The 18271-nt window shown below is 63.4% G+C and carries 18 protein-coding genes and 2 pseudogenes; 11 read left to right on the forward strand and 9 right to left on the reverse strand.

What is annotated here, in order from left to right; translation table 11 throughout:
• Positions 1-44: 44 nt before the first annotated feature.
• Positions 45-1562, reverse strand: coding sequence for a M81 family metallopeptidase (locus AB4074_RS12595; RefSeq protein WP_441413675.1), 1518 nt, complete (start codon positions 1560-1562; stop codon positions 45-47).
• A gap of 163 nt (positions 1563-1725) precedes the next feature.
• On the opposite strand from AB4074_RS12595, the gene AB4074_RS12600 reads away from it, so the two are divergent.
• Together AB4074_RS12600 and AB4074_RS12605 are read left to right on the forward strand one after the other, a co-directional pair.
• On the forward strand, positions 1726-2580 hold the full coding sequence (locus tag AB4074_RS12600) for a sugar phosphate isomerase/epimerase family protein (RefSeq protein WP_441413676.1): 855 nt from the start codon (positions 1726-1728) through the stop codon (positions 2578-2580).
• A gap of 1 nt (position 2581) precedes the next feature.
• Positions 2582-3643, forward strand: a complete 1062-nt coding sequence (locus AB4074_RS12605) for a Gfo/Idh/MocA family protein (protein ID WP_441413677.1) — start codon at positions 2582-2584, stop codon at positions 3641-3643.
• A 4-nt stretch (positions 3644-3647) separates the two neighbouring features.
• Here AB4074_RS12605 and AB4074_RS12610 read toward each other — a convergent pair whose 3' ends face one another.
• Entirely contained in the window at positions 3648-4169 is a 522-nt protein-coding gene (locus AB4074_RS12610) for a MarR family winged helix-turn-helix transcriptional regulator (protein WP_441413678.1), read from the reverse strand.
• 99 nt (positions 4170-4268) lie between these two features.
• Between AB4074_RS12610 and AB4074_RS12615 the strand changes: the two genes are divergently transcribed.
• A complete protein-coding gene (locus AB4074_RS12615; RefSeq protein WP_441413679.1) occupies positions 4269-5030 on the forward strand; it encodes a hypothetical protein in 762 nt (253 codons plus the stop codon).
• Positions 5027-5830 carry an SDR family NAD(P)-dependent oxidoreductase gene (locus tag AB4074_RS12620; RefSeq protein ID WP_441413680.1) on the forward strand — a complete coding sequence of 268 codons (804 nt, stop codon included), beginning with the start codon at positions 5027-5029 and terminating at the stop codon, positions 5828-5830. The genes AB4074_RS12615 and AB4074_RS12620 overlap by 4 nt, the downstream gene beginning before the upstream one ends.
• 7 nt (positions 5831-5837) lie before the next feature.
• On the opposite strand, the gene AB4074_RS12625 is transcribed toward AB4074_RS12620, so the two are convergent.
• Positions 5838-6449 (reverse strand): J-domain-containing protein, encoded by a 612-nt coding sequence (locus AB4074_RS12625; protein ID WP_441413681.1) that lies wholly within the window; start codon positions 6447-6449, stop codon positions 5838-5840.
• Between the two features lie 159 nt (positions 6450-6608).
• On the opposite strand from AB4074_RS12625, the gene AB4074_RS12630 reads away from it, so the two are divergent.
• A complete protein-coding gene (locus AB4074_RS12630) occupies positions 6609-6860 on the forward strand; it encodes a DUF2630 family protein (RefSeq protein WP_441413682.1) in 252 nt (83 codons plus the stop codon).
• Between the two features lie 55 nt (positions 6861-6915).
• Here AB4074_RS12630 and AB4074_RS12635 read toward each other — a convergent pair whose 3' ends face one another.
• The 4 genes from AB4074_RS12635 to AB4074_RS12650 all read right to left on the reverse strand — a co-directional run bounded on the left by AB4074_RS12635 (position 6916) and on the right by AB4074_RS12650 (position 12283).
• Positions 6916-7815 (reverse strand): NAD(P)-dependent oxidoreductase, encoded by a 900-nt coding sequence (locus AB4074_RS12635; protein WP_441413683.1) that lies wholly within the window; start codon positions 7813-7815, stop codon positions 6916-6918.
• 3 nt (positions 7816-7818) lie between these two features.
• Positions 7819-9738 carry a TRAP transporter large permease gene (locus AB4074_RS12640; protein ID WP_441413684.1) on the reverse strand — a complete coding sequence of 640 codons (1920 nt, stop codon included), beginning with the start codon at positions 9736-9738 and terminating at the stop codon, positions 7819-7821.
• A 95-nt stretch (positions 9739-9833) separates the two neighbouring features.
• Positions 9834-10871, reverse strand: a complete 1038-nt coding sequence (locus tag AB4074_RS12645) for a DctP family TRAP transporter solute-binding subunit (RefSeq protein WP_441413685.1) — start codon at positions 10869-10871, stop codon at positions 9834-9836.
• 56 nt (positions 10872-10927) lie between these two features.
• Positions 10928-12283, reverse strand: a complete 1356-nt coding sequence (locus tag AB4074_RS12650) for an NAD(P)H-dependent oxidoreductase (RefSeq protein WP_441413686.1) — start codon at positions 12281-12283, stop codon at positions 10928-10930.
• A gap of 239 nt (positions 12284-12522) precedes the next feature.
• On the opposite strand from AB4074_RS12650, the gene AB4074_RS12655 reads away from it, so the two are divergent.
• Together AB4074_RS12655 and AB4074_RS12660 are read left to right on the forward strand one after the other, a co-directional pair.
• Positions 12523-13557 (forward strand): LacI family DNA-binding transcriptional regulator, encoded by a 1035-nt coding sequence (locus AB4074_RS12655; RefSeq protein WP_441413687.1) that lies wholly within the window; start codon positions 12523-12525, stop codon positions 13555-13557.
• Between the two features lie 9 nt (positions 13558-13566).
• The gene (locus tag AB4074_RS12660) at positions 13567-13878 is read left to right on the forward strand and encodes a putative quinol monooxygenase (RefSeq protein ID WP_441413688.1); all 312 of its coding nucleotides are present in this window, start codon (positions 13567-13569) and stop codon (positions 13876-13878) included.
• A 70-nt stretch (positions 13879-13948) separates the two neighbouring features.
• Here AB4074_RS12660 and AB4074_RS12665 read toward each other — a convergent pair.
• A pseudogene (locus AB4074_RS12665) lies at positions 13949-14065 on the reverse strand (short-chain dehydrogenase); the annotation flags it as partial.
• Between the two features lie 249 nt (positions 14066-14314).
• Here AB4074_RS12665 and AB4074_RS12670 point away from each other — a divergent pair.
• The 4 genes from AB4074_RS12670 to AB4074_RS12685 all read left to right on the forward strand — a co-directional run bounded on the left by AB4074_RS12670 (position 14315) and on the right by AB4074_RS12685 (position 17398).
• A complete protein-coding gene (locus AB4074_RS12670; protein WP_441413689.1) occupies positions 14315-14608 on the forward strand; it encodes a lactococcin 972 family bacteriocin in 294 nt (97 codons plus the stop codon).
• A 97-nt stretch (positions 14609-14705) separates the two neighbouring features.
• Positions 14706-15215 (forward strand): hypothetical protein, encoded by a 510-nt coding sequence (locus AB4074_RS12675; RefSeq protein ID WP_441413690.1) that lies wholly within the window; start codon positions 14706-14708, stop codon positions 15213-15215.
• Positions 15212-16705 carry a hypothetical protein gene (locus AB4074_RS12680; RefSeq protein ID WP_441413691.1) on the forward strand — a complete coding sequence of 498 codons (1494 nt, stop codon included), beginning with the start codon at positions 15212-15214 and terminating at the stop codon, positions 16703-16705. The genes AB4074_RS12675 and AB4074_RS12680 overlap by 4 nt, the downstream gene beginning before the upstream one ends.
• 30 nt (positions 16706-16735) lie before the next feature.
• Positions 16736-17398: an ABC transporter ATP-binding protein gene (locus AB4074_RS12685; RefSeq protein WP_441413692.1), complete on the forward strand. Its 663-nt coding sequence runs from the start codon at positions 16736-16738 to the stop codon at positions 17396-17398.
• Positions 17399-17421: 23 nt separating this feature from the next.
• On the opposite strand, the pseudogene AB4074_RS12690 reads toward AB4074_RS12685, so the two are convergent.
• A pseudogene (locus tag AB4074_RS12690) lies at positions 17422-18200 on the reverse strand (SDR family NAD(P)-dependent oxidoreductase).
• Positions 18201-18271: the final 71 nt, after the last annotated feature.

The following is an 18271-nucleotide window of genomic DNA, read 5'->3' on the forward strand; positions in this document are numbered from 1 at the left end:
AAGTTAGTTTCGGTCCGGTTTGGAGCCCCGGACGCACCGTCCCCTCAGCGCTCGACGCCGGCCGGCTGGTTCGACGCAGGTACCAACCGTGCGCTCAGGTCAGGTGCCACCCCGCCGTCGTCGAACGGGAACATGGGCCGCGCGATCCTGCTGTGGCCCAGCCGGTGCAGGTCCTGGTCCACGCCGCCCGGGGTGAGCGCCAGCATCCAGTCCGCAGCCATGTCGAAGAGCTCTGGCTCGAGGTAGCCGATCTTGACCACCACAACGTCGGCTGTCCGGGCATCCAAGCCGTTCCGGAGGAAGTCCGATTCCAGGTGATACGGCTTGCGGTGCCGGGTCAGGATGACGCGCAGCCCGCCAACGCGGATGACGGCCTCGTCAATGGCTACGGGGTCGCCGTGCGCCAGGTGCTCCACGATACCGTGCAGCCGCGCCGGACCGGACTGTGTGCCGTCCATGCGAGCGCCTACGTCCACACAAACGGAGCCGCCGACTCCGGCCGCAATGCTGGCATCCAAGGCGGCCCCATCCGGGATCGAGGCATAGATTGCCTGGAGCGTTCCGGCCGCGATGGGTGGATGCTCAAGGAGTCTGTGCAGGGTCCAGGTGACGTCCCCGGCTCCCCCGGCAGTGGGGTTGTCCCCGGAATCGCTGATGAAGTACGGGCGCTTCGTGCTTGCCTCCGCAGCCGCGAGGCATTCAGCGAGCGGCGCCGAGGGCGCTACGAAACGGAACTCGTCCCGTCTGTTCCACACGTCGACGGCGAGCCCGCCCGCATGGCGTGCGACGGCGTCGGCGTCGTCGCCGGTGACCATGACCACGGCCCGGTTGCGCGGCTCATCGGCCCAGGCATAACCGATCCACAGCGCGGCGTCGAGCACGCCGGGCCGCCCGGCGATCACGGCAACCTCCTCATATAACGACTTGGCCGGTTCCAATCGGGTGCTGGTCTTTTCACCGGGCAGCAGGATGGGGACCGGAACCCAGGCCTTGATCGGGCGGCGGGCGGCCTCCGGCAGTGCCAAGCGCTCCAGCAGGTTCGCGGCGGCGCGTTCCTTGGTTTCCAGCCAGTCCTCGTGCGGTGCCATGCGGTAGCAACTGGGGATGTCCAATTGGTGCGCCAAAGTCCAGGAAACGTTGCCGTGCAGGTCCATGCCGCTGGACACCAGCACGTCCGGTCCGAGCAGGCCTCGCAGGGCCAGGAGCAAATCCGCCTCGGGATCATCTATGCCATCGACGCTCATGGCACCGTGGATGTCGAAATAGAGCCCGTCCACCGGGCCCTCCTCCAAGGCATCCGCCACAGCGGTAAGAATCGTCCGCTTCATCTCGGCGTAATCCGCGGAGGGGACGGCCCCGCCCGGGATGGAGCGGAAATGGACAAGCGGTAGCCAGTCCGCCGCCTCGCGCACCGGATGGCCCGGCGCGAAAAAAGGGTACTGGTCCAAGATCTCCTGGCCATCCCGCCGGACAAAGTCCTGCATGCGGGTCCGCGCAGGGGAATAGGTGCTGGCCTCGAGGGCGATTCCGGTAATGAGGATCCGGGGCTTCTTTTCCATCATGCCTGCCACCATATGGAGGTTCGCTGCAGTGCCGCGATGGTCCAGGCACCCGCCGCGAAAGTTCAATGCCGAATGAAGTTCAACCAGCCCTTTTCGCCCGGAATCCGGCCTAACGTGGGCTCGCAAGTGACGGCAAGCGGAATCCACGGAAGAGGATCGAACAATGCAGATTGGTCTGAGCACGTACAGTTTGGCGGGAGCCTTGGCCGACGGACGGGTGGGCCTTTTGGACCTGCCGGGCTGGGCGGCATCCCATCAGGCCGGCCACCTGGAAGTGGCCGAGGCGGGACTGGGTGTGGACCTTTCCGCAGACCGGGCGGCGGCCGAGGGACTGCGCGAGCGTGCAGAGGAGTCCGGGATCACCCTGGTCAACTATGTGGTGGGTGCGGATTTCCTCGGCACCGACCCGGCGGCTGAGATCGCCCGGGTGAAGACGCACTTGGACACGGCCCACCGGATGGGGATCAGCCGCTTCCGCCACGACGTTGTACCGTGGGCGTGGCGCCCCACCTCATACGCCGAATACCGCGATGCCCTGGAGCAGGTGGTCCCGGCATCCCGGGAACTCGCCGACCATGCGGCAACTTTGGGAATCACCACCAGCGTGGAAAACCACGGCATGGCCTTCAACGTCAGCGAACGGTTGCTGCAGTTGATGCATGCAGTGGACCGCGACAATTTCAAGGTCACCTTGGACATCGGCAATTTCCTGTGCGTCGATGAGCTGCCGGAATCGGCCGTCGCCAAACTCCTCCCCTACGCATCTGTGGTGCATCTGAAGGATTTCTACCGCCGGAAGAGAAGTCCCGGTGGCGGCTGGCTGCAAACTCTGGCAGGCGACCATATCCAAGGCTCCGTGTTCGGACTCGGGGACATGGACCTGCCGCGTGTCCTCCGCTTGATCAAGGACTTCGGTTTCAGCGGCCCGTGTTCCGTGGAATACGAGGGCCGCGAGGACTGCCTCACAGCGACGCCGGAGTCGCTGCGTAATGCCGCCGCACTGTGGGAGGACTGCTGACATGGGGGCCCTGAATGTTGGGGTCATTGGGCTCGGGACCATCTCGGACATGCATTTGGACGCTTACCGCGATTCGCCGTCGGCGCACCTGGTGGCTGTCTGCGACATCGACGCTGCGCGGGCCGGAAGCCGGGCCGCGGAATACGGTGCAGTCAAGGTCTTCACGGACTACAAGGAGCTCTTGGCGGATCCCGAGATCGACGCCGTCAGCATCTGCACGCGCAATGACACGCACGCCGAAATCGTGATTGCGGCGCTCGAGGCCGGCAAGCATGTGCTGGTCGAGAAGCCTATGACGGCCTCCCTAGGGGAGGCTTTGGCTGTTGCTGCTGCCGCCCAGAGGAGTGCCGCCGTTTTGCAGGTAGCGGACGTCCGCCGTTTCTCGCCCAACGCCGAGGTACTCAAGCGCTTTATCGACGCCGGCGACCTCGGGCAGATCTACTATGCCAAGGCCACCTGCCTGCGCCGGGTAGGAAATCCCGGCGGTTGGTTCGCCGACAAGGCGTTGTCCGGCGGAGGTCCGCTCATCGATCTGGGCGTCCATTTCATCGACATTTGCTGGTGGCTCATGGGCTGCCCCTCCGTGGCGTCGGTCTCTGGGACTGTCTTCCACAAGATCGGTGCACGGAACAATATCTCGAACTTCAGCCGGTATCTCTCCGCCGATTTCGATCCGGCACGACCACCGGCGGACCCCGTCGAAGATCTTGCGACGGCACTGATCAAGTTCAGCAACGGCGCAGTGATGCACTTCGACACCAGTTACTCGATGCACGGCGCGGATGAAACCAAGGTCCAAATCTTCGGAGACAAAGGCGGCGCGCAGCTGGAGCCGGCGTTGGAAATCTTCACCGAACAGCACGACACGCTGCTGGACATATCGCCGGTGCTGGATTCGCCGACTTTTAGCACCGTGGCATACCGCAACGAAGTGGAGCAGTTCCTGGCCACCGCCCGGGGCGATGCCGCCGAGGCCGCTCCGGCCGCCCACGGCCTTGAGCTCATCAAGATCATCTCCGCGATCTACGAGTCCAGCAGGACGGGCCGCGAAGTGGTGCTGTAGCGGATCAGGCCTTACGTGCTCGATCAGGTCCGCCGTCAGGTCCGACATCGCGTCCGGCCTGGCGGCCGACGTCGCGGTGGACGTCCCTGTCCAGCCTGTGGCCGTTGGCGAGCTGCGCAAGCAGCTCGCCAAGTTGCGTGACCTGCTCGCCTGTCAGCGGGGCCAGAAGCTCCGCTTCATGCTGTTCCGCGATCCCGCGCAGTTCCCGCAGCACGCGCGTGCCAGCGTCGGTGAGGTGTAATTCATAGTTTCGCCGGTCTGTACTGCTGCGCACCCTCTCCACGAGGCCGCGTTCCTGAAGCGAGTCGATGAGTGAAACCACCCGGCTGGGGACGGCACCGAGCCTGTCCGCAAGGGAGCGTTGGCTCAACCCAGGGGCGCGTCCGAGCAAGCGGATGACACCGGCGTCGCTGGGCGTGAGGCCGATCTCCCGAGTGCGGTCGGCAAAGCGGGACGATGCGACGGCGCCCAGCTGCGACAAGAGAAAAGCGGTCCGTTTCGGCCGGCCCGGCGTGGCTAAGTCCATGGATTCAGAATACAGGCTTGACAGAATAATTCTAGAGGTGAACTATTTCAGTAGTGACGCAATTACGAAAGGTTCAGCCGCTGCTAGAAAGGTTCAGCCATGAGTAGTCGTTCGATTCCCGGTGAAGGCCGTCCATCCCGCTCAGGCGGCCCGCACCCTGGCATCCTTGCCCTCGTCAGCCTGGGCATTTTCCTCGCCAGCCTCATCACGTCCGTAATCCTGACAAGCGGCCAAACGTTTGTCTCGCCCTTTGCGCCGACGGAGCAGGTGGCCGCATTCTTCCAACAAAACGTCGCCGCGATGCGGGTCGGCGGCATGCTTCAATTCGGCTCCGCCGTGCCATTGGGGATCTACGCGGCCACCGTCTACGCCCGGCAGCTCCGGCTCGGCGTGCGCGTTCCCGGACCGGCCATTAGCTTCTTTGGCGGCATCAGCGCAGCGATCTTCCTGATGTTCTCGGGTTCCGTGACTTGGCTGCTGAGCCGGCCGGAAATCACCACGGATGTGACGCTCACCCACGCACTCGCGTTCCTCGCATTCATCACCGGCGGGGTCGGCTTCGTCGTCGGAATCGGCCTCCTCATGGCCGGCATGGCCGTCCCTGCCCTGATCCTGCGCTTCATGCCCCGGTGGCTGGCTTGGACCGGCCTGGTCATCGCCGCGCTATCCGAGTTGAGTTTCCTGTCCATGGCGATCGAGCCGCTTCAATTCCTGCTCCCGATCGGGCGCTTCGGCGGCCTTCTCTGGCTGGCTGCTGCGGGCTTCCTGCTCCCACGCAACCGGGCTGCCGCGAACCAAGAACCCCGGGCGCACGCGCCCGGCGCACGCCAAATGCACGGCCCAACCCGGACAACGCCATGACGACGCCGGATCCCACCCGGCCGCTGTCCGGCAAGGTCGCGCTCGTCACTGGAGCGAGCCGCGGAATCGGTGCGGAGATCGCAGCTGCGCTGGCTGGCGCCGGGGCAGACGTCGTCCTTGCCTCGCGTGACAGCGCGGGCTTATCCGAGAAGGTCGCCGCTATCACGGCGGCCGGCTGTAAGGCCGTGGCCATGACCGTCGACGTGGGCAACGAGGACTCGGTGAAAGCCCTGATGGACCAGATCCGGGAACGCTTCGGCCGGCTCGACGCCGCGGTCAACAACGCGGCAGGCGGGGGGCGGGTCCCGGCGCCCTTGGCCGAGTGGGCGAGCGCGGAGTTCGACAGTGCAATCTCGGTCAACCTGCGCGGGGTGTTCCTCTGCCTGAAGTACGAAATCGAGCTCATACTCAAAAGCGGAGACGGCGGGGCGATCGTCAACATGTCCTCCACCGCCGGCGAACAAGGCGTCGCTGGCATGAGCGGCTACGTGGCGAGCAAGTTCGGCGTCGGCGGCCTGACACGGGTGGCCGCGCTCGACTACGCCTCACACGGGATCCGGGTCAACGCGATCGCTCCCGGCCCCATCCTCACCGAGCGGCTCGCCGGGGCGGGCCAAGCCGCACAGGACCGTGTGGCCGCGGCCGTGCCGCTGGGCCGGATCGGCTCCACGGCCGAGGTTGCCGCCGCCGCCGTCTGGCTTTGCTCGGACCAGTCCTCGTTCGTCACTGGAACCGTTCTCGCCGTCGACGGCGGCCGGCTGGCAGGAACGCCCGCGTTCAACACCGGGCTGCGCAGCTGAGTCCGGCCTACCCGGAACCGTTCCAGATGCGACGCCACCACGGCCGCTTGCCCGCAAGTTCCTGATTCACGGCTTCCTGGGCCGCGGTTGCCTTAGCAGCCGCCGCCCGGCGCTCGCGCCAGCGTTCCAGCTCGACGCCGACATCGCGGGTTTTCGTGATCACCGGCGGGCCGCCCTGGAGCTGGCGCCGCGCGTCAATGACCCGGGCATTGAAGTCCTCCACCAGCTCGCGCACCTGATTTTCGGAGTACAGGGCGTCAAGCTTGGCATCCAGTTCAGCATCCTCGGTGCGTAGGAGAATGGCTTTCGGGCCAAGGCCGCTGAGATGTTCGCGCTGGATGAGGCCTTTGACCCACCAATCGGGATCGTAGCGCTCCCCCAGCCCGGGGATCGGCTTGCCTGCGTACTTCAGGTTGTCGAACTTCCCTTGCGCCATGGCGTCACGGATCAGGTATTCCACCCGCGCAGCGTCGTCCACCTTCTTGCGCTTCCGCCGCTCTTCGTCCTCGGCGGCCTCAAGTTCGGCTTCTTCTTCGGCCGTCATGCCGGTTGCGCGGACATTCCGCAGCTCCATAGCACGCTCCAGCCGGCGCTTGAACACACTGTTTTCGCCGTTCACGGTCAATCACCGCCTTCGCTTGCGGAAATCCTGGATCTGCGTCCAAGTATTCCGCAAACGGGAGATTGCCGGGATGGCTCTCAGGGAACGCGGCCTCTGTTCACGCCCAGCACACCTCACTAACCTGACTGGTAACGGCTAGTTCAGGAAGAGGTAACCATGGACGAACAGGGCATTCTGCGCCGCATCCAATCGCTGGTGGAGGAGGAGCGGGAGCTCCGGGAGAAGGCAGAGGCGGCCCCGCCGGGTCCAGCGCATGCACCTGACCGCGCAAGGCTGGAGCGGATCGAGCTGGACCTGGATCAGTGTTGGGACCTGCTGCGGCAAAGGCGGGCCAAGAGACAGTACGGGGAGAACCCGAACGAGGCCAAGCCACGGCCCCCAAAACAGGTGGAAGGCTATACCGGCTGAACCCGAGGCAACGCAGAACGACGACGGCGGGACGCTCCCGCCGTCGTCGTCCCGGCTAGGCGCGAATGCTGAGATAGATGCCCGTATGGTCCAGCTCGCCAAGTCCCTGCGAAACCATCGTTTGAAATGCACTGCGGACGCTGCTGGAGACCGGTAGATCCAGCCCGGCCTCTGCCGCGGTTTCCGCGATGAAGGTCAAGTCCTTCAGCTGGTTTTTTGCAGATCCGCCGCCATCAAAATCCGCCTCGATCCAGCGTTGGCCTTTTTGTCTGAGGACTTCTGAATTCGCCAGGCCACCGGCAAGTATTGCTTGCACGTTCCCAAGATCGAGCCCGGAGGCCTCAGCGAGTGCCATGGCCTCAGAGATTGCCGTCACCGTCGCGGCCACCACGATTTGGTTGCAGGCTTTGGCGATGGAGCCTGCGCCCGTGTTCCCGAACCGCAGGACGGTGGAACCGTAGAGCTCGAAAAGCGGTTTGAGACGCTCCACGACCTCACCGGGGCCGCCAACCATGATGCTGAGCCGTCCCTCTTCGGCGCCGATGGTGCCGCCGCTGAGCGGGGCGTCAATGACGGTTATTCCATAGGTCTCCAGGCATTCGGCGGCGAAGGCCGCGACAGCGACGGGCGACACCGTGCCGTGGACCACCAGGACCGGGTTGTCTATCCGGTTGACCTTCCACCCGGCAAGGAGCCCGCCTCGTCCGTGCAGTAACTGCTCGACTTGGGGAAGGTCGGGCAGGACGGTCAGCACCACCTCGCTGGCTGCTTCCGCCGGGGAATCGGTGGGCTGCCCTCCGTGGATCGCTTTTGCCTTGTGGGCCGTCCGGTTCCAGAGCTTCAGTGGCACGCCGGCAGCGATGAGGTTCCGGGCAATGGGGGCGCCCATCGGCCCGGTACCCAGCAGGGCCACCGACGAGGAAACAGGCGTCTCAGCGTTGGTTATCTGCGTCATGGCCTAGAACGGGATCAGTCCAGCGAGGGCGGGCAGGAACGTACTGAACCAGGGCACCGCAGCGAGCACCAGAAGTCCGACGAAGAGGGCAAGCAGGTACGGCCAGAAGTGTTTGAGGCTGTTTTCCACGGTTTCCCGGGCGGTGGCGCACGCGACGTAGAAGCCGACGCCCGCCGGAGGAGCGAACGAGCCTATTCCCATGGAGATGATGAGCACCATGGCGTATTGCACGGGGTTGACGCCGAAGTCGGTGGCGATCGGCAGCAGCAACGGGGCGAAGATCAGCACGGCGGGGAGGCCCTCCAGGAGCTGGCCCATGATGACGAGCAGAATCACGGTGAACAGCATGAAGAGGACCGGAGAATCTCCGAGGCTGGACATGAGGTCGTGGATTTGCTGCGAGACGCCGGCGAGGGCAAGGGTCTGGGCGAGCGGAGAGGCGGCAGCGATGATGAAGAGCACCATACCCGCCGTCGTGGTGGTTTCCCGCAGGGTGTCCACGAGCAGCCGCTTGCTGCCTCGGCGATAGGCGGCGGCCAGGACGAACGCGTAGGCGACGGCAACGGAGGAGACTTCGGTCGGCGTCGCGAAACCGCTCAGGATCCCGGCCACCATGCCGACGGGCAGGAGGAGAGTGGGAAGGGCAAAGAACGTAGCCGAACCGCGTGCCCGCCAGCTTGCCTTGGGACTGGCGACTCCACCTTGTTTGCGCGCGCGTAGGAACACGAGCGCCATGACCACGAGCGCCAGGAATGCGGCGGGCACGAAGCCGGCAAGGAAGAGTGTGGTGGTCGAAATCGTGGTGATGGAGCCAAGGACGAGAAGGACGATGCTTGGCGGGATGGTTTCACCCATGATGGCAGACGCCGAGAGTACGGCGACAACCTCGGCGCGCGGATATTTGCGCTCTTCAAGCATGCCGCGCATCGTGGTGCCGACGGCCGCGACGTCGGCGACCTTCGAGCCCGAAATGCCCGAGAAAATGTACATGGTCACGACGACAACCTGGAGCAGTCCGCCGCGCAAGTGCCCGATAAGGGCGTCGACGAGCTTGGCCAAGGGGAGGGTGAGTCCTGCGGAGTTCATCACTGTGCCGGCGAGGATGAAGAAGGGGATCGCCAAAAGCACGAATCCCTTCGCGCCCGAGGCCATGCCGATCGGGATGGCGCTGACTTCGGAAATCCCTCCGAGGTAAAGGTAGATCCCGGAGGCGAGGGCGAGGACGAACGCGATCGGGAGTCCGAGGAACAGGAGGATGAACAGAACCGCGAGCACGGTGCCAAGGAGGACGTTCGGCGAGGCGTAGTAGAAAAGGGGCGGGGCCAAAAGTACGACGACGACCAGAGCAGCCGCGATGCCGGCGGCTACCAGCACGGCCCGCTTTTGCTGCCGCCAAAGCTTGACGAGCGCGAACCAGGCAATGAGGACCATGCCCAGCGAAAACGGCATGGAGACCCAGAACACGGGGAGCTGGAGGATGGGGGTCTTTTCCTCGATTTGCTGGACGAGCGTGGGAACGAAGAGCGCGAAAGCACCGGCGCTCATCACGAAGACGAGCCAGTCCACCAGCGCAGCCAGATAGGGCTTCCACGCGGCCGGGAGCCTCATGATCAGGGCCTGCACCGACATGTGGGCGCCCTTGGGATAGGCGATTGCCCCACCCATGAAGGCGATAGTCAGGAGTGCTATCTCGGAGACTTCCTGGGTCCAAAGAACCGAATCCCCGGTGACGACGCGCACCGTGATATTCAGCAAGATGACGACAAGCTCGGCAAGGATCGCGGCGCCCACAATCCACTCCAACGTCCGGTCCAGCCAAATCGCACCGCTCCAGCCCGAAGCGACGTGACCCGTGTGCAGGATCTCCCCGGCATCCGGCGGGAGCGCCTCTTCCAGGTCGCGGGAAGTGAGGGTGTGTTCCATGATGGTCCAGACTTTCGACATTGAGAGCGGAATTGGTGTGCAGGGTGGGGTGAGGCGGTGGTGGGAGCCCGGGAGGGCTCCCACCCGTTGATGGATTACTTAGCGGGAGTGAATGCGACCGCTTGGTCGAAGAAATCTTTTCCAATGAGCTTCGAGAAATCCGGGTACAAGCTCTTCGAGACGGCCTTGAACTCTTCGATGCTGGAAGCGCTGAGCTCGTTCGCTTTCATGCCCTTGGCGGTCAGCTCGTCCAACTGCTTCTTCGCCTGATCTGTGTCGTACGTGGTTTTGAACGACGCGGTTTCCGTCGAAGCGTCAGTGAGCGCCTTTTGCTGGTCCGCGCTGAGTGTTGCCCATTTCTTCGACGACAAGGCGAGCACCCAGGCGTCGTTGATGTGGTTGGTCATCGACACGTACTTCTGCACTTCCGAGAACTTGTTGGTCCACGGCACCTCGATCGGATTCTCCTGGCCATCGATAGTGCCCGTCTGCAGGCCCGTAAAGACCTCGGAGAAGGCCATGGTGGTGGGGCTGGCGCCGAGCTTGCCGAAGAAGTCCGTCCACAGCGTGTTGCCTGGTACGCGGATCTTCAGTCCTTTGAGGTCCGAAGGCTGCGTAATGGGACGTACGGAGTTGGTGATTTCACGGCCTGTCCTGGTGAGGAAGCTGAGCGCGACAGTGTCCTTTTTGGCGAGCTTGTCCTTCAGATCCTGACCGGGCTTGCCTGCGAGGAACGCGGCCTCTTCGCTCGTGTCCTTGAAGAGGTAGGGAATGCTGATCGCGTTCATTTCGGGCACCACCGCGGCGTAGACCGAGGTTGAAAGGATCAGGGCGTCCAACGAACCACCCTGAAGGCGGGTGACGGCGGCGTTCTGGTCACCACTGAAGCTGGTCCCGTTCGGAACGACGGTGACAACCACCGATCCGTTGGAGGTTTTCTTCACCTGGTCCGCGAAGTGCTGGGCAGACACGCCTACTGAGGAAGTGAGCGGATCAGGAATCGACAATTGGATCTTGGCGACCGGTGCGGCCTGGCCGCCGCTGGATGCGCCGGCGGCGGCACATCCGGCAAGGGCAGTTGCAGCCAGGCTGCAGGCTAACACTCCGGTGATGGCGCGGGTCTTGGTGTTCATGCGATGCCTTTCTTCATTGGAAGGATGCGATCCGGATGACGGAAGCAAGGGGTTGGTCAGGCGCCGACGGGGGCGGCCTGGGCGATGAACGCTTCGGTTTCGCGGCGCAGCTCAAGGGCCTGGGACAGCGAGTCATCAATGATGACGTCGTCCCAGCGGACGAACGCTCCCTTCGCGACGTCGTTGCGCAGTTCCACGTGGTGGGCCAAGGCCACCGGCAGGGCCCCGGTAGCCACCGAATGCTTGGCCGAAACCAGCTTGCCCCACACCGTGAATCCGCCCTCGCCGTCGAGGAACTCGCCGGCTCTGAGTTCCTTCTTTGCGGTGGCGACCACGTCGCCGAAGAAACCCACGGGTGCGCCGGTCGCAATTCCCCGGAGCGCCGCATTTGCGATCGATACGTTCAGTTCGAGGCCGACGTAGTGATACGGGCGGTACAGGGCTGCGTACTGGCCGGTCGGGTCCGGGTGCCACGGATATTCGTTGAAGCAGCCGGAAACGTAAGCGTTTGTCGCCTTGACGACGACGAAGACGCCTTCCTGGGTGTTGTGGCTGATCCAGCTGCCATCACGGTTCACGCTGGACATGACATCCACGCTGCCTTCATGGGCGAGGGAACCCCCGACCTCGTTCGGCCGGCAAATCGTGGCGATCTCCTCGACGTTGCCCGGCGTGAAGCTGAGCCCGGAGTCTGACGGCGCCAGGCCCGCACCGTTGGCGACGGCGGCCATCTCAATTGCCGCTTTCGTACCGTCGCGGAACGAGGTGTGCATGTACGGGTTGAGCTGACCGGAATCCGTGAGTTCCTTCGAGAATTCCCAGTTCTCCCAGACGTTGTCCGGATTCATCTCATGGTAGTGCTCAAGGTACTTGGCACCCTTGCCCGCGCAGACCACGTCGAATCCGCTGGTACGTGCCCAGTCCACCAACTCCATGATGAGGGCCGGCTGGTCGCCGTAGGCCATCGAATATACGACGCCGGCAGCTTCTGCACGCTTAGCCAGAGCCGGGCCCGCCAACGCGTCAGCCTCAACGGTCACCATGATGATGTGCTTCTTGGTTTCGATGGCGCGCAGGGCGTGCTTGATTCCCACGATCGGGTTGCCTGTGGCCTCCACGATCACGTCAATGTCTACGTCGAACAGTTCGTCGGCGTTGGCCACAATTGCCGTGGTGCGGTCCTTGAGTGCCGTGGCAATGTCCGGGGCGATCTGCTCGGCCGGCCATTCGACAAGGGCGAAAGCGCCTTCCGCGCGCTTCACGTTGATGTCGGCGATGGCCACCACGTGGATCCCGGGAATGTTGTTGGACTGGGCAAGATACATCGTGCCGTAGCGCCCAGCGCCAATGAGGCCAACCCTGATGGGACGGCCTTCCTGCTCGCGGTCGACAAGGAGTTTGTGAAGGTTCACTGGAGTCTCTCTTCATAGGAGTGCGATGAGAAGGAAACCTGGCCGCTTGAGCGGCGGGACAACTTCTTTGTCGCGTTTTGCGTGAAAACTATCCGGAGTGGAACCGGTTCCACTTTTGTACCACCCGGTGCTAAGCTGTGTCAACGACTCCAAGCAAAGTGCCTTCATGAAGATGACGGCGGGCGGTAAGGAGCCGAAGCATAAGACTTACGCCCAATGGATTCCCTCAAGGAGGAGCGGTGAAGAAGGCCCCGACCATTCGCGATGTCGCGGCGACCGCGGGCGTTTCCGTCTCCGTGGTGTCCCGGGTATTGAACCCGGACTCAGGACCCGTGGCGCCGGCCAAGCGACAGGACGTCCTCAGGGTGATCGATGAACTGGGTTACCGTCCCCGGGCCGCAGCCCGCGAACTGAGCGCAGGACACGCTCTCACCATTGGCCTGGTGGTCACCGACCTGTCCAATCCGTTCTTTGCACGGCTCGCGGACCGCATTGTCTGGGAGGCCCGCAGTCACGGGATCCAAGTGGTGTTGATGACAACCCAAGAGGATCCGCACCTGGAAGCCGATTCGCTCGACACCCTCCTCGACCGTTCCGTCAGCGGGGTCATAGCAACTCCCACTGGAGGAAACATCGAAAAGTGGGCGCGCCTGCAGGACCTGGGCGTGAATGTGGTGTTCGTTGACCGCACCATAGACGAACTCGCCGATGTGGACGTCGTCAGCATCGAGAACTTTGACTCCGCCAAGCGCTCCACGGAGTACCTCATTGGCCTCGGTCATAGACGGATATCCCTGGTGACAGGTCCGCTTAGCACGTCGACGGGACGGGCAAGAATCAACGGCTACAGGGCCGCGCACGAGGATGCGTCTCTCGCTGTCGATCCGCTCCTCATCCGAGATGTGCCGTTCCGCGGCGACTCGGGCGGGGACGCCGTCGGATCCCTCCTTGCCATGCCCCAGCCACCAACGGGCCTCATCGTGGCGAACACTGCCCAGGTCCAAAGCTCGATCCGGCGGCTGGTCCAAGTCGGCATCCGAATCCCGGAGGAACTCTCCGTGATCGTCTTCGATGACAACCCTTGGACCGAACTCATGTCACCGCCGCTCAGCGTGATCCGGCAGCCCTTGGACATGCTCGCAGTACACTCCCTCGAACTGGTGCTGGGCAGGATGCAGGGCAAACTGCCAGACGGCCCCCGGCTCATCGAAGTCAAAGCAGATTTCCTGGCCCGCAACAGCTGCGCGCCTCTCGCCCAAACCGCCATTCACTAAGGAGAACCCATGCCCGTCGTCGTCACCGCCACGTTCACCCCCAGGGAAGGATCGTTCGACCAGGTCGTCGCCGCCCTGTCCCCGGCCATCGCGGAAGTCCACCAGGAGCCCGGCTGTCTGCTCTACGCCATCCACGACTCACCGAACGGCCAGATCCTCATGATCGAGAAGTGGGAGTCCGCCGAACTGCTCGACGCCCACGGCGACGGCGAACCGGTCAAAAGACTTAACGCGGCCCTGGACGGGCTCCTTGAACGCCCGGTCGACGTGATGCGCCACGAGCCGATCCCTGCGGGAACGCCGGCCCAAGGCGCCCTCTAGGAAAAACGAGGAACACGAGACGACGACGGCGGGAGGCTCCCGCCGTCGTCGTCCTGCTTTAACATGCGCGCTACAGCGCTGACCAGCCGCCGTCGGACACGAGGATGGCCCCGTTGACGTTGGTGCCGTCGTCGCCGAGCAGGAAGGTGATGGATGCCGCCAACTGCGCGGCTGTCGCCGGAGCGGGGACGGTGGCTTGCACGCTTATTTTCCTCTGGGCCACTCAATTTTCCGCTTCGGACCACTCAATTTCCCTCTTCGGGCCACTCAATTCGGGAACATCAACCTCCTAATGGCCGATTCAGCCCGTAGCCTTGCTCACACGCCGGTTATCTCTCTTTCGGTTTGAGACCTGTCCGGTCGCTGGTGCTCGGCTGCCCAATGGACGCCGAGCAGATGTGGAAAGACATCTCTTATTCGAATTGAGGGGATTTCAATGAACATGAAGAAAGCATTGGCCGGACTCGCGCTCACCGGAGCGCTGTCCTCCCTCGCCGGAACCGCTGTCGCGGCCACGCAATACCCGGTCCAGGGCGGCCAGTGGAACTACGGCTTCAATGGCGTCGGCATTTACTCCGACTACTTCCATGGTTCGCGGTGCCACGGATCTTCGGTTTGGAACGACTGGGGAAACAATCGGAGCGCCGATATCGCCGCCGGGCAGTGGTCAAATTCTTGGCTCGGGGCAACGCCCTGGACACATAACAAGTATTACTACCGGGTCTGTTAGGACCTCAACCGCGCCAATCCAGTTGAGTTCCACCCAGTGGGCCTCGTTCCAGGACCCCACTGGGCGAAACTCAACGCTCTGTGAGGAACCGCCGTAAATGCTGAAAATCCTGGTACGAGTCACATCGTTTGGACTTGCCATATTCCTGTCCGTGCTCGCGGGCATATACATACAGACCACTGAAGAGGCGTTTCCGCGCGACGCCGAGTTCAGGGCAAGCCTCGATTTCTCCCAGACTCGGTTGCCCAAAGCCCAAATCATTTCGGAGCTGGATGCGCTTGCGGATGCCTCAGGGCTTCATCTGGCCAAAATAGTGGCCGATCCTGAAGACTTCTACAACGCTCGCTCACTGTATGCATTCGGTAAGGACGCGACCGACGCGCCGCGGGGGCTCGAGTGGTTCGACGCCGGGATGCACGGAGAGCTACGCTCCGCCCACGAACTTGGCAGCGCCAATCTCAACGGCCCCTACGTCTATTCAGGGCCAGAGACTGCGGTGGCGCAGCTCGCGAAATGGTTCGATGCTCGTGGGTCAAGAACGCTGTCATCGCCAAGGTCCCCGCCGCGGTGCTCCAGCAGGCGGTGTTTTCTACCGGAGCTTGGTTGACGTTTCTGACCTGTCTCGTCCTGCTCATCGCGCTCGTCATCTCGTGGTACGCCCTCCGGGCCCGGGCCCGGTCCCTCAAGCTCTTGTGCGGAGCAACGGCGGCCAAAGTAGTTGGTGAGGACCTTCTTTCGCTCGTCCAGGTCGTGGTTCTCCCCGCAAGCGGGGGCCTTCTCACGGCCCTCGTGGTGGTTGCGGTCCAAGGCAAGGCGTCCTACCTACTGCCGTTCGCCCTCGCGAGCGCGTTCTTCCTAGCCTCGGCTTTGGGTGTGATGCTGCTCTGCGCCTTGATCGTCAGTGCCATAACGTGGCCGTCTGTCTCCGAAATCGCCTCCCGCCGGCCCCCGGAGAAACACTTCCAGTGGATTAGCGAGGTACTCAAGGGCGCAACACTTGTCCTCATCACAGTCACGCTGCCGATCGTCGGGGCATCGATCGCCGAAGCGACGAATCTTTCAAACAAAAACGCCCAGTGGGAAGTCCTGAAGAACAATGTCTCGGTCCGGATCAGCACTGGCTCAGAGACTGAATTCGAACGACGGCTAGCGGAAATGCGCGATTTGGCCGTCGCAGCATCCCGCGCCGGCAAGTTGACATTCTCCTATTCCTTCAAACCCGCGAATATCATTTCGCTGAACGAAGGAGCGTCCACCGACCTTGGCGGATATGACGGCACAGTCCTGGTGAACCCTAGCTACTTGAGGGCGATTTCAACCCTCATTGATTCAACGCCCTTAGCCGGGAATCCGTTAGGCACTCGTGCAGAGCGGATTTCCCCAGATCAGCTGCCAGCCGCACTCAGGGAGCATCTGGAGGGTCAGTACCCGCTCTGGACCAGGGTGGGCACTCTTGACGGATTCGCGAACGCGTTCAAGACGTACCGCTACACCGGCCACAAAAACTTTCCTGGGTTGCCTCCCAGACTTGGAGAAATGGCCCACTTCGAGAACCCACTCATTGTTCTAGTTGATGATCCGGCAGAAATCTTCGATGACGGCACAATTGGCGCCTTCCTCACCAGCGGAAACCTCACATTCAGCGATGCTCGCTGGGTACGGGATTACCTCGCTGGCCACCCCTTGGGGAACGTCGTCCTTTCGGTGGATCGTATCTCCGACGCTGGCTTGTACAACAGCCAGCTTCAGAACCAGTCTGCAGGCATGAAAACCCTCTCCTTCACGCTGGTCCTGCTGGCCCTGACCATGAGCACTGCCGTCTCGGCGCTCGTCTACGCCGTTACCAAGGGCCGTCGCCACTTCGTGCAGCGCACTGCCGGGTGGCCCTGGGCCAAGTCGCTCGCGCGACGGCTCGCATGGGAAGGCACGCTGGCTGTCGTCGTCGCCATGGCGATGTTCCTGGCTCTTGGAGCGGGAAGCGGAGGCGATGCCTGGTGGGCCCTGGCGGCAGTCCCGCTCTACGCGGTCATAAGCGGCCTCCTTCACATCACGTCTGCCAACGGAGTCTTCGCACAACTACTCGCCCGCCGAGCGTAGGCCAACGAAGGTATTGGGGAAGGGAACTCAATGGATATCAAAGCAGAGAACATCACAGTGACCATCGACGGCAAGGACGTTCTCAAGGGACAAAGCGTCCACGCGACCCCCGGGGAAACCCTAGCGTTTGTTGGGCCCAGCGGGTGCGGGAAGACAACCCTCCTCAATGTCCTGGGGCTCCTGCGCCGTGTCGACGGCGGGCAGGTGCACGTCGGGGGCCTGGACGCCACGCGCTGGGACGACCGGCGTCGTCGTCGGTTCTGGCAGCAGCACGCCGCCTTTGTCTTCCAGGATTACGGCCTCATCGATGAAGAATCCGTCGAGTACAACGTTGCCCTCTCGCAGATGCCCATCTTCGGACTTTCGAAGCGCCACAGGGCGGGCATTGAAAGTGCGTTGGACCGGGTGGGACTTGCAGGCCGGGCCCGCGAGAAGGTTTCAACTCTGAGCGGCGGCGAGAAACAACGCGTCGGCCTAGCGCGGGCGATGTTCCGCTCCGCCGATGTCATTTTTGCGGACGAGCCGACCGCGTCCCTCGACCTCGACAACCGCAATCTCGTGACACGCTTCCTGCTGGAAGAGGCAGCCCGCGGTGTCGCCGTCATCATAGCCACCCACGACGAGGCGCTGATCAAGGCATGCGACGTGTCGCTCCGACTTGGCTCTGCGGTCGAACCGCTCCCCTCCGGCTGAACCCCTCCTCGCGAAGATCCGTACTACAGCGCCGACCAGCCGCCGTCGGATGCGAGGATGGCACCGTTCACGTTGGTGCCGTCGTCGCTGAGCAGGAAGGTAATGGACGCCGCCAACTGGGCGGCCGTCGCCGGGTGGGGACGGTGGCCTGCATGAGCGGACCGAGGCGTTCGGCCGCCAGCTGGGATCCCCACACCGCCTCGATGTTCGTAATCGTGGGCCCGGGGGCAACGGCGTTGAAGCGTAGCCCCTTCGGTCCGTACATTACGGCCGAGTTCTTGGTCAGGCCGACGATGGCGTGCTTCGACGCCGTGTAGCTGGCACCGGCGGCGGAGCCGCGCAGCCCGGCTTCGGAGGCGACGTTGACCACGGAACCCGTGCCGGCCTCCAGCATTAAGGGCACCACCGCGCGGGTCAAGCGCATGAGGGCTGTGACGTTGATCCGGAAGACCCGCTCCCGCATGGCGTCGTCCACTTCGTGGATCGGGGCGAAGTTATCCATGATGCCGGCGATGTTGGCGAGGGCGTCTACGCGGCCGCCGGCGGCAACGACGACGGCGGCAACAGTCTCCTCGGTGGAGATGTCGCCGGCCACGGGCAGGAGGTCCAGGCTTCCGTTTTCGTCCACCAGGGCGTCCAGACGCTCCTTGCTGATGTCGGCCGCGATGACCCGCCCGCCTTCCTTCGCGACGCGCAGGGCCGTAGCCCGGCCGATGCCCGAGCCCGCCCCGGTGACGATCACTGTCTTCCCGGCAAAACGGCCATTGATGGCGGCTTCCTGCCATGCAGTCTCGTTGCCCATGTTGTTCCTCCCGAAGGTGTTGGTGGCGTTTCCTTCACCTTATGACACTCCGTGTCATTATGTAAGAGTGG

The organism is Arthrobacter sp. 2MCAF14 (assembly GCF_052115645.1).
Taxonomy (GTDB): Bacteria; Actinomycetota; Actinomycetes; order Actinomycetales; family Micrococcaceae; genus Arthrobacter.

Excerpts from the sequence above, each read along its gene's own strand:
- AB4074_RS12635 (WP_441413683.1), bottom strand. The coding sequence starts at position 7,815 with ATGACGCAGATAACCAACGCTGAGACGCCTGTTTCCTCGTCGGTGGCC.
- AB4074_RS12640 (WP_441413684.1), bottom strand. The coding sequence starts at position 9,738 with ATGGAACACACCCTCACTTCCCGCGACCTGGAAGAGGCGCTCCCGCCG.
- AB4074_RS12675 (WP_441413690.1), top strand. The coding sequence starts at position 14,706 with ATGCTGAAAATCCTGGTACGAGTCACATCGTTTGGACTTGCCATATTC.
- AB4074_RS12600 (WP_441413676.1), top strand. The coding sequence starts at position 1,726 with ATGCAGATTGGTCTGAGCACGTACAGTTTGGCGGGAGCCTTGGCCGAC.
- AB4074_RS12670 (WP_441413689.1), top strand. The coding sequence starts at position 14,315 with ATGAACATGAAGAAAGCATTGGCCGGACTCGCGCTCACCGGAGCGCTG.
- AB4074_RS12605 (WP_441413677.1), top strand. The coding sequence starts at position 2,582 with ATGGGGGCCCTGAATGTTGGGGTCATTGGGCTCGGGACCATCTCGGAC.
- AB4074_RS12615 (WP_441413679.1), top strand. The coding sequence starts at position 4,269 with ATGAGTAGTCGTTCGATTCCCGGTGAAGGCCGTCCATCCCGCTCAGGC.
- AB4074_RS12610 (WP_441413678.1), bottom strand. The coding sequence starts at position 4,169 with ATGGACTTAGCCACGCCGGGCCGGCCGAAACGGACCGCTTTTCTCTTG.
- AB4074_RS12660 (WP_441413688.1), top strand. The coding sequence starts at position 13,567 with ATGCCCGTCGTCGTCACCGCCACGTTCACCCCCAGGGAAGGATCGTTC.
- AB4074_RS12630 (WP_441413682.1), top strand. The coding sequence starts at position 6,609 with ATGGACGAACAGGGCATTCTGCGCCGCATCCAATCGCTGGTGGAGGAG.
- AB4074_RS12620 (WP_441413680.1), top strand. The coding sequence starts at position 5,027 with ATGACGACGCCGGATCCCACCCGGCCGCTGTCCGGCAAGGTCGCGCTC.
- AB4074_RS12645 (WP_441413685.1), bottom strand. The coding sequence starts at position 10,871 with ATGAACACCAAGACCCGCGCCATCACCGGAGTGTTAGCCTGCAGCCTG.
- AB4074_RS12685 (WP_441413692.1), top strand. The coding sequence starts at position 16,736 with ATGGATATCAAAGCAGAGAACATCACAGTGACCATCGACGGCAAGGAC.
- AB4074_RS12595 (WP_441413675.1), bottom strand. The coding sequence starts at position 1,562 with ATGATGGAAAAGAAGCCCCGGATCCTCATTACCGGAATCGCCCTCGAG.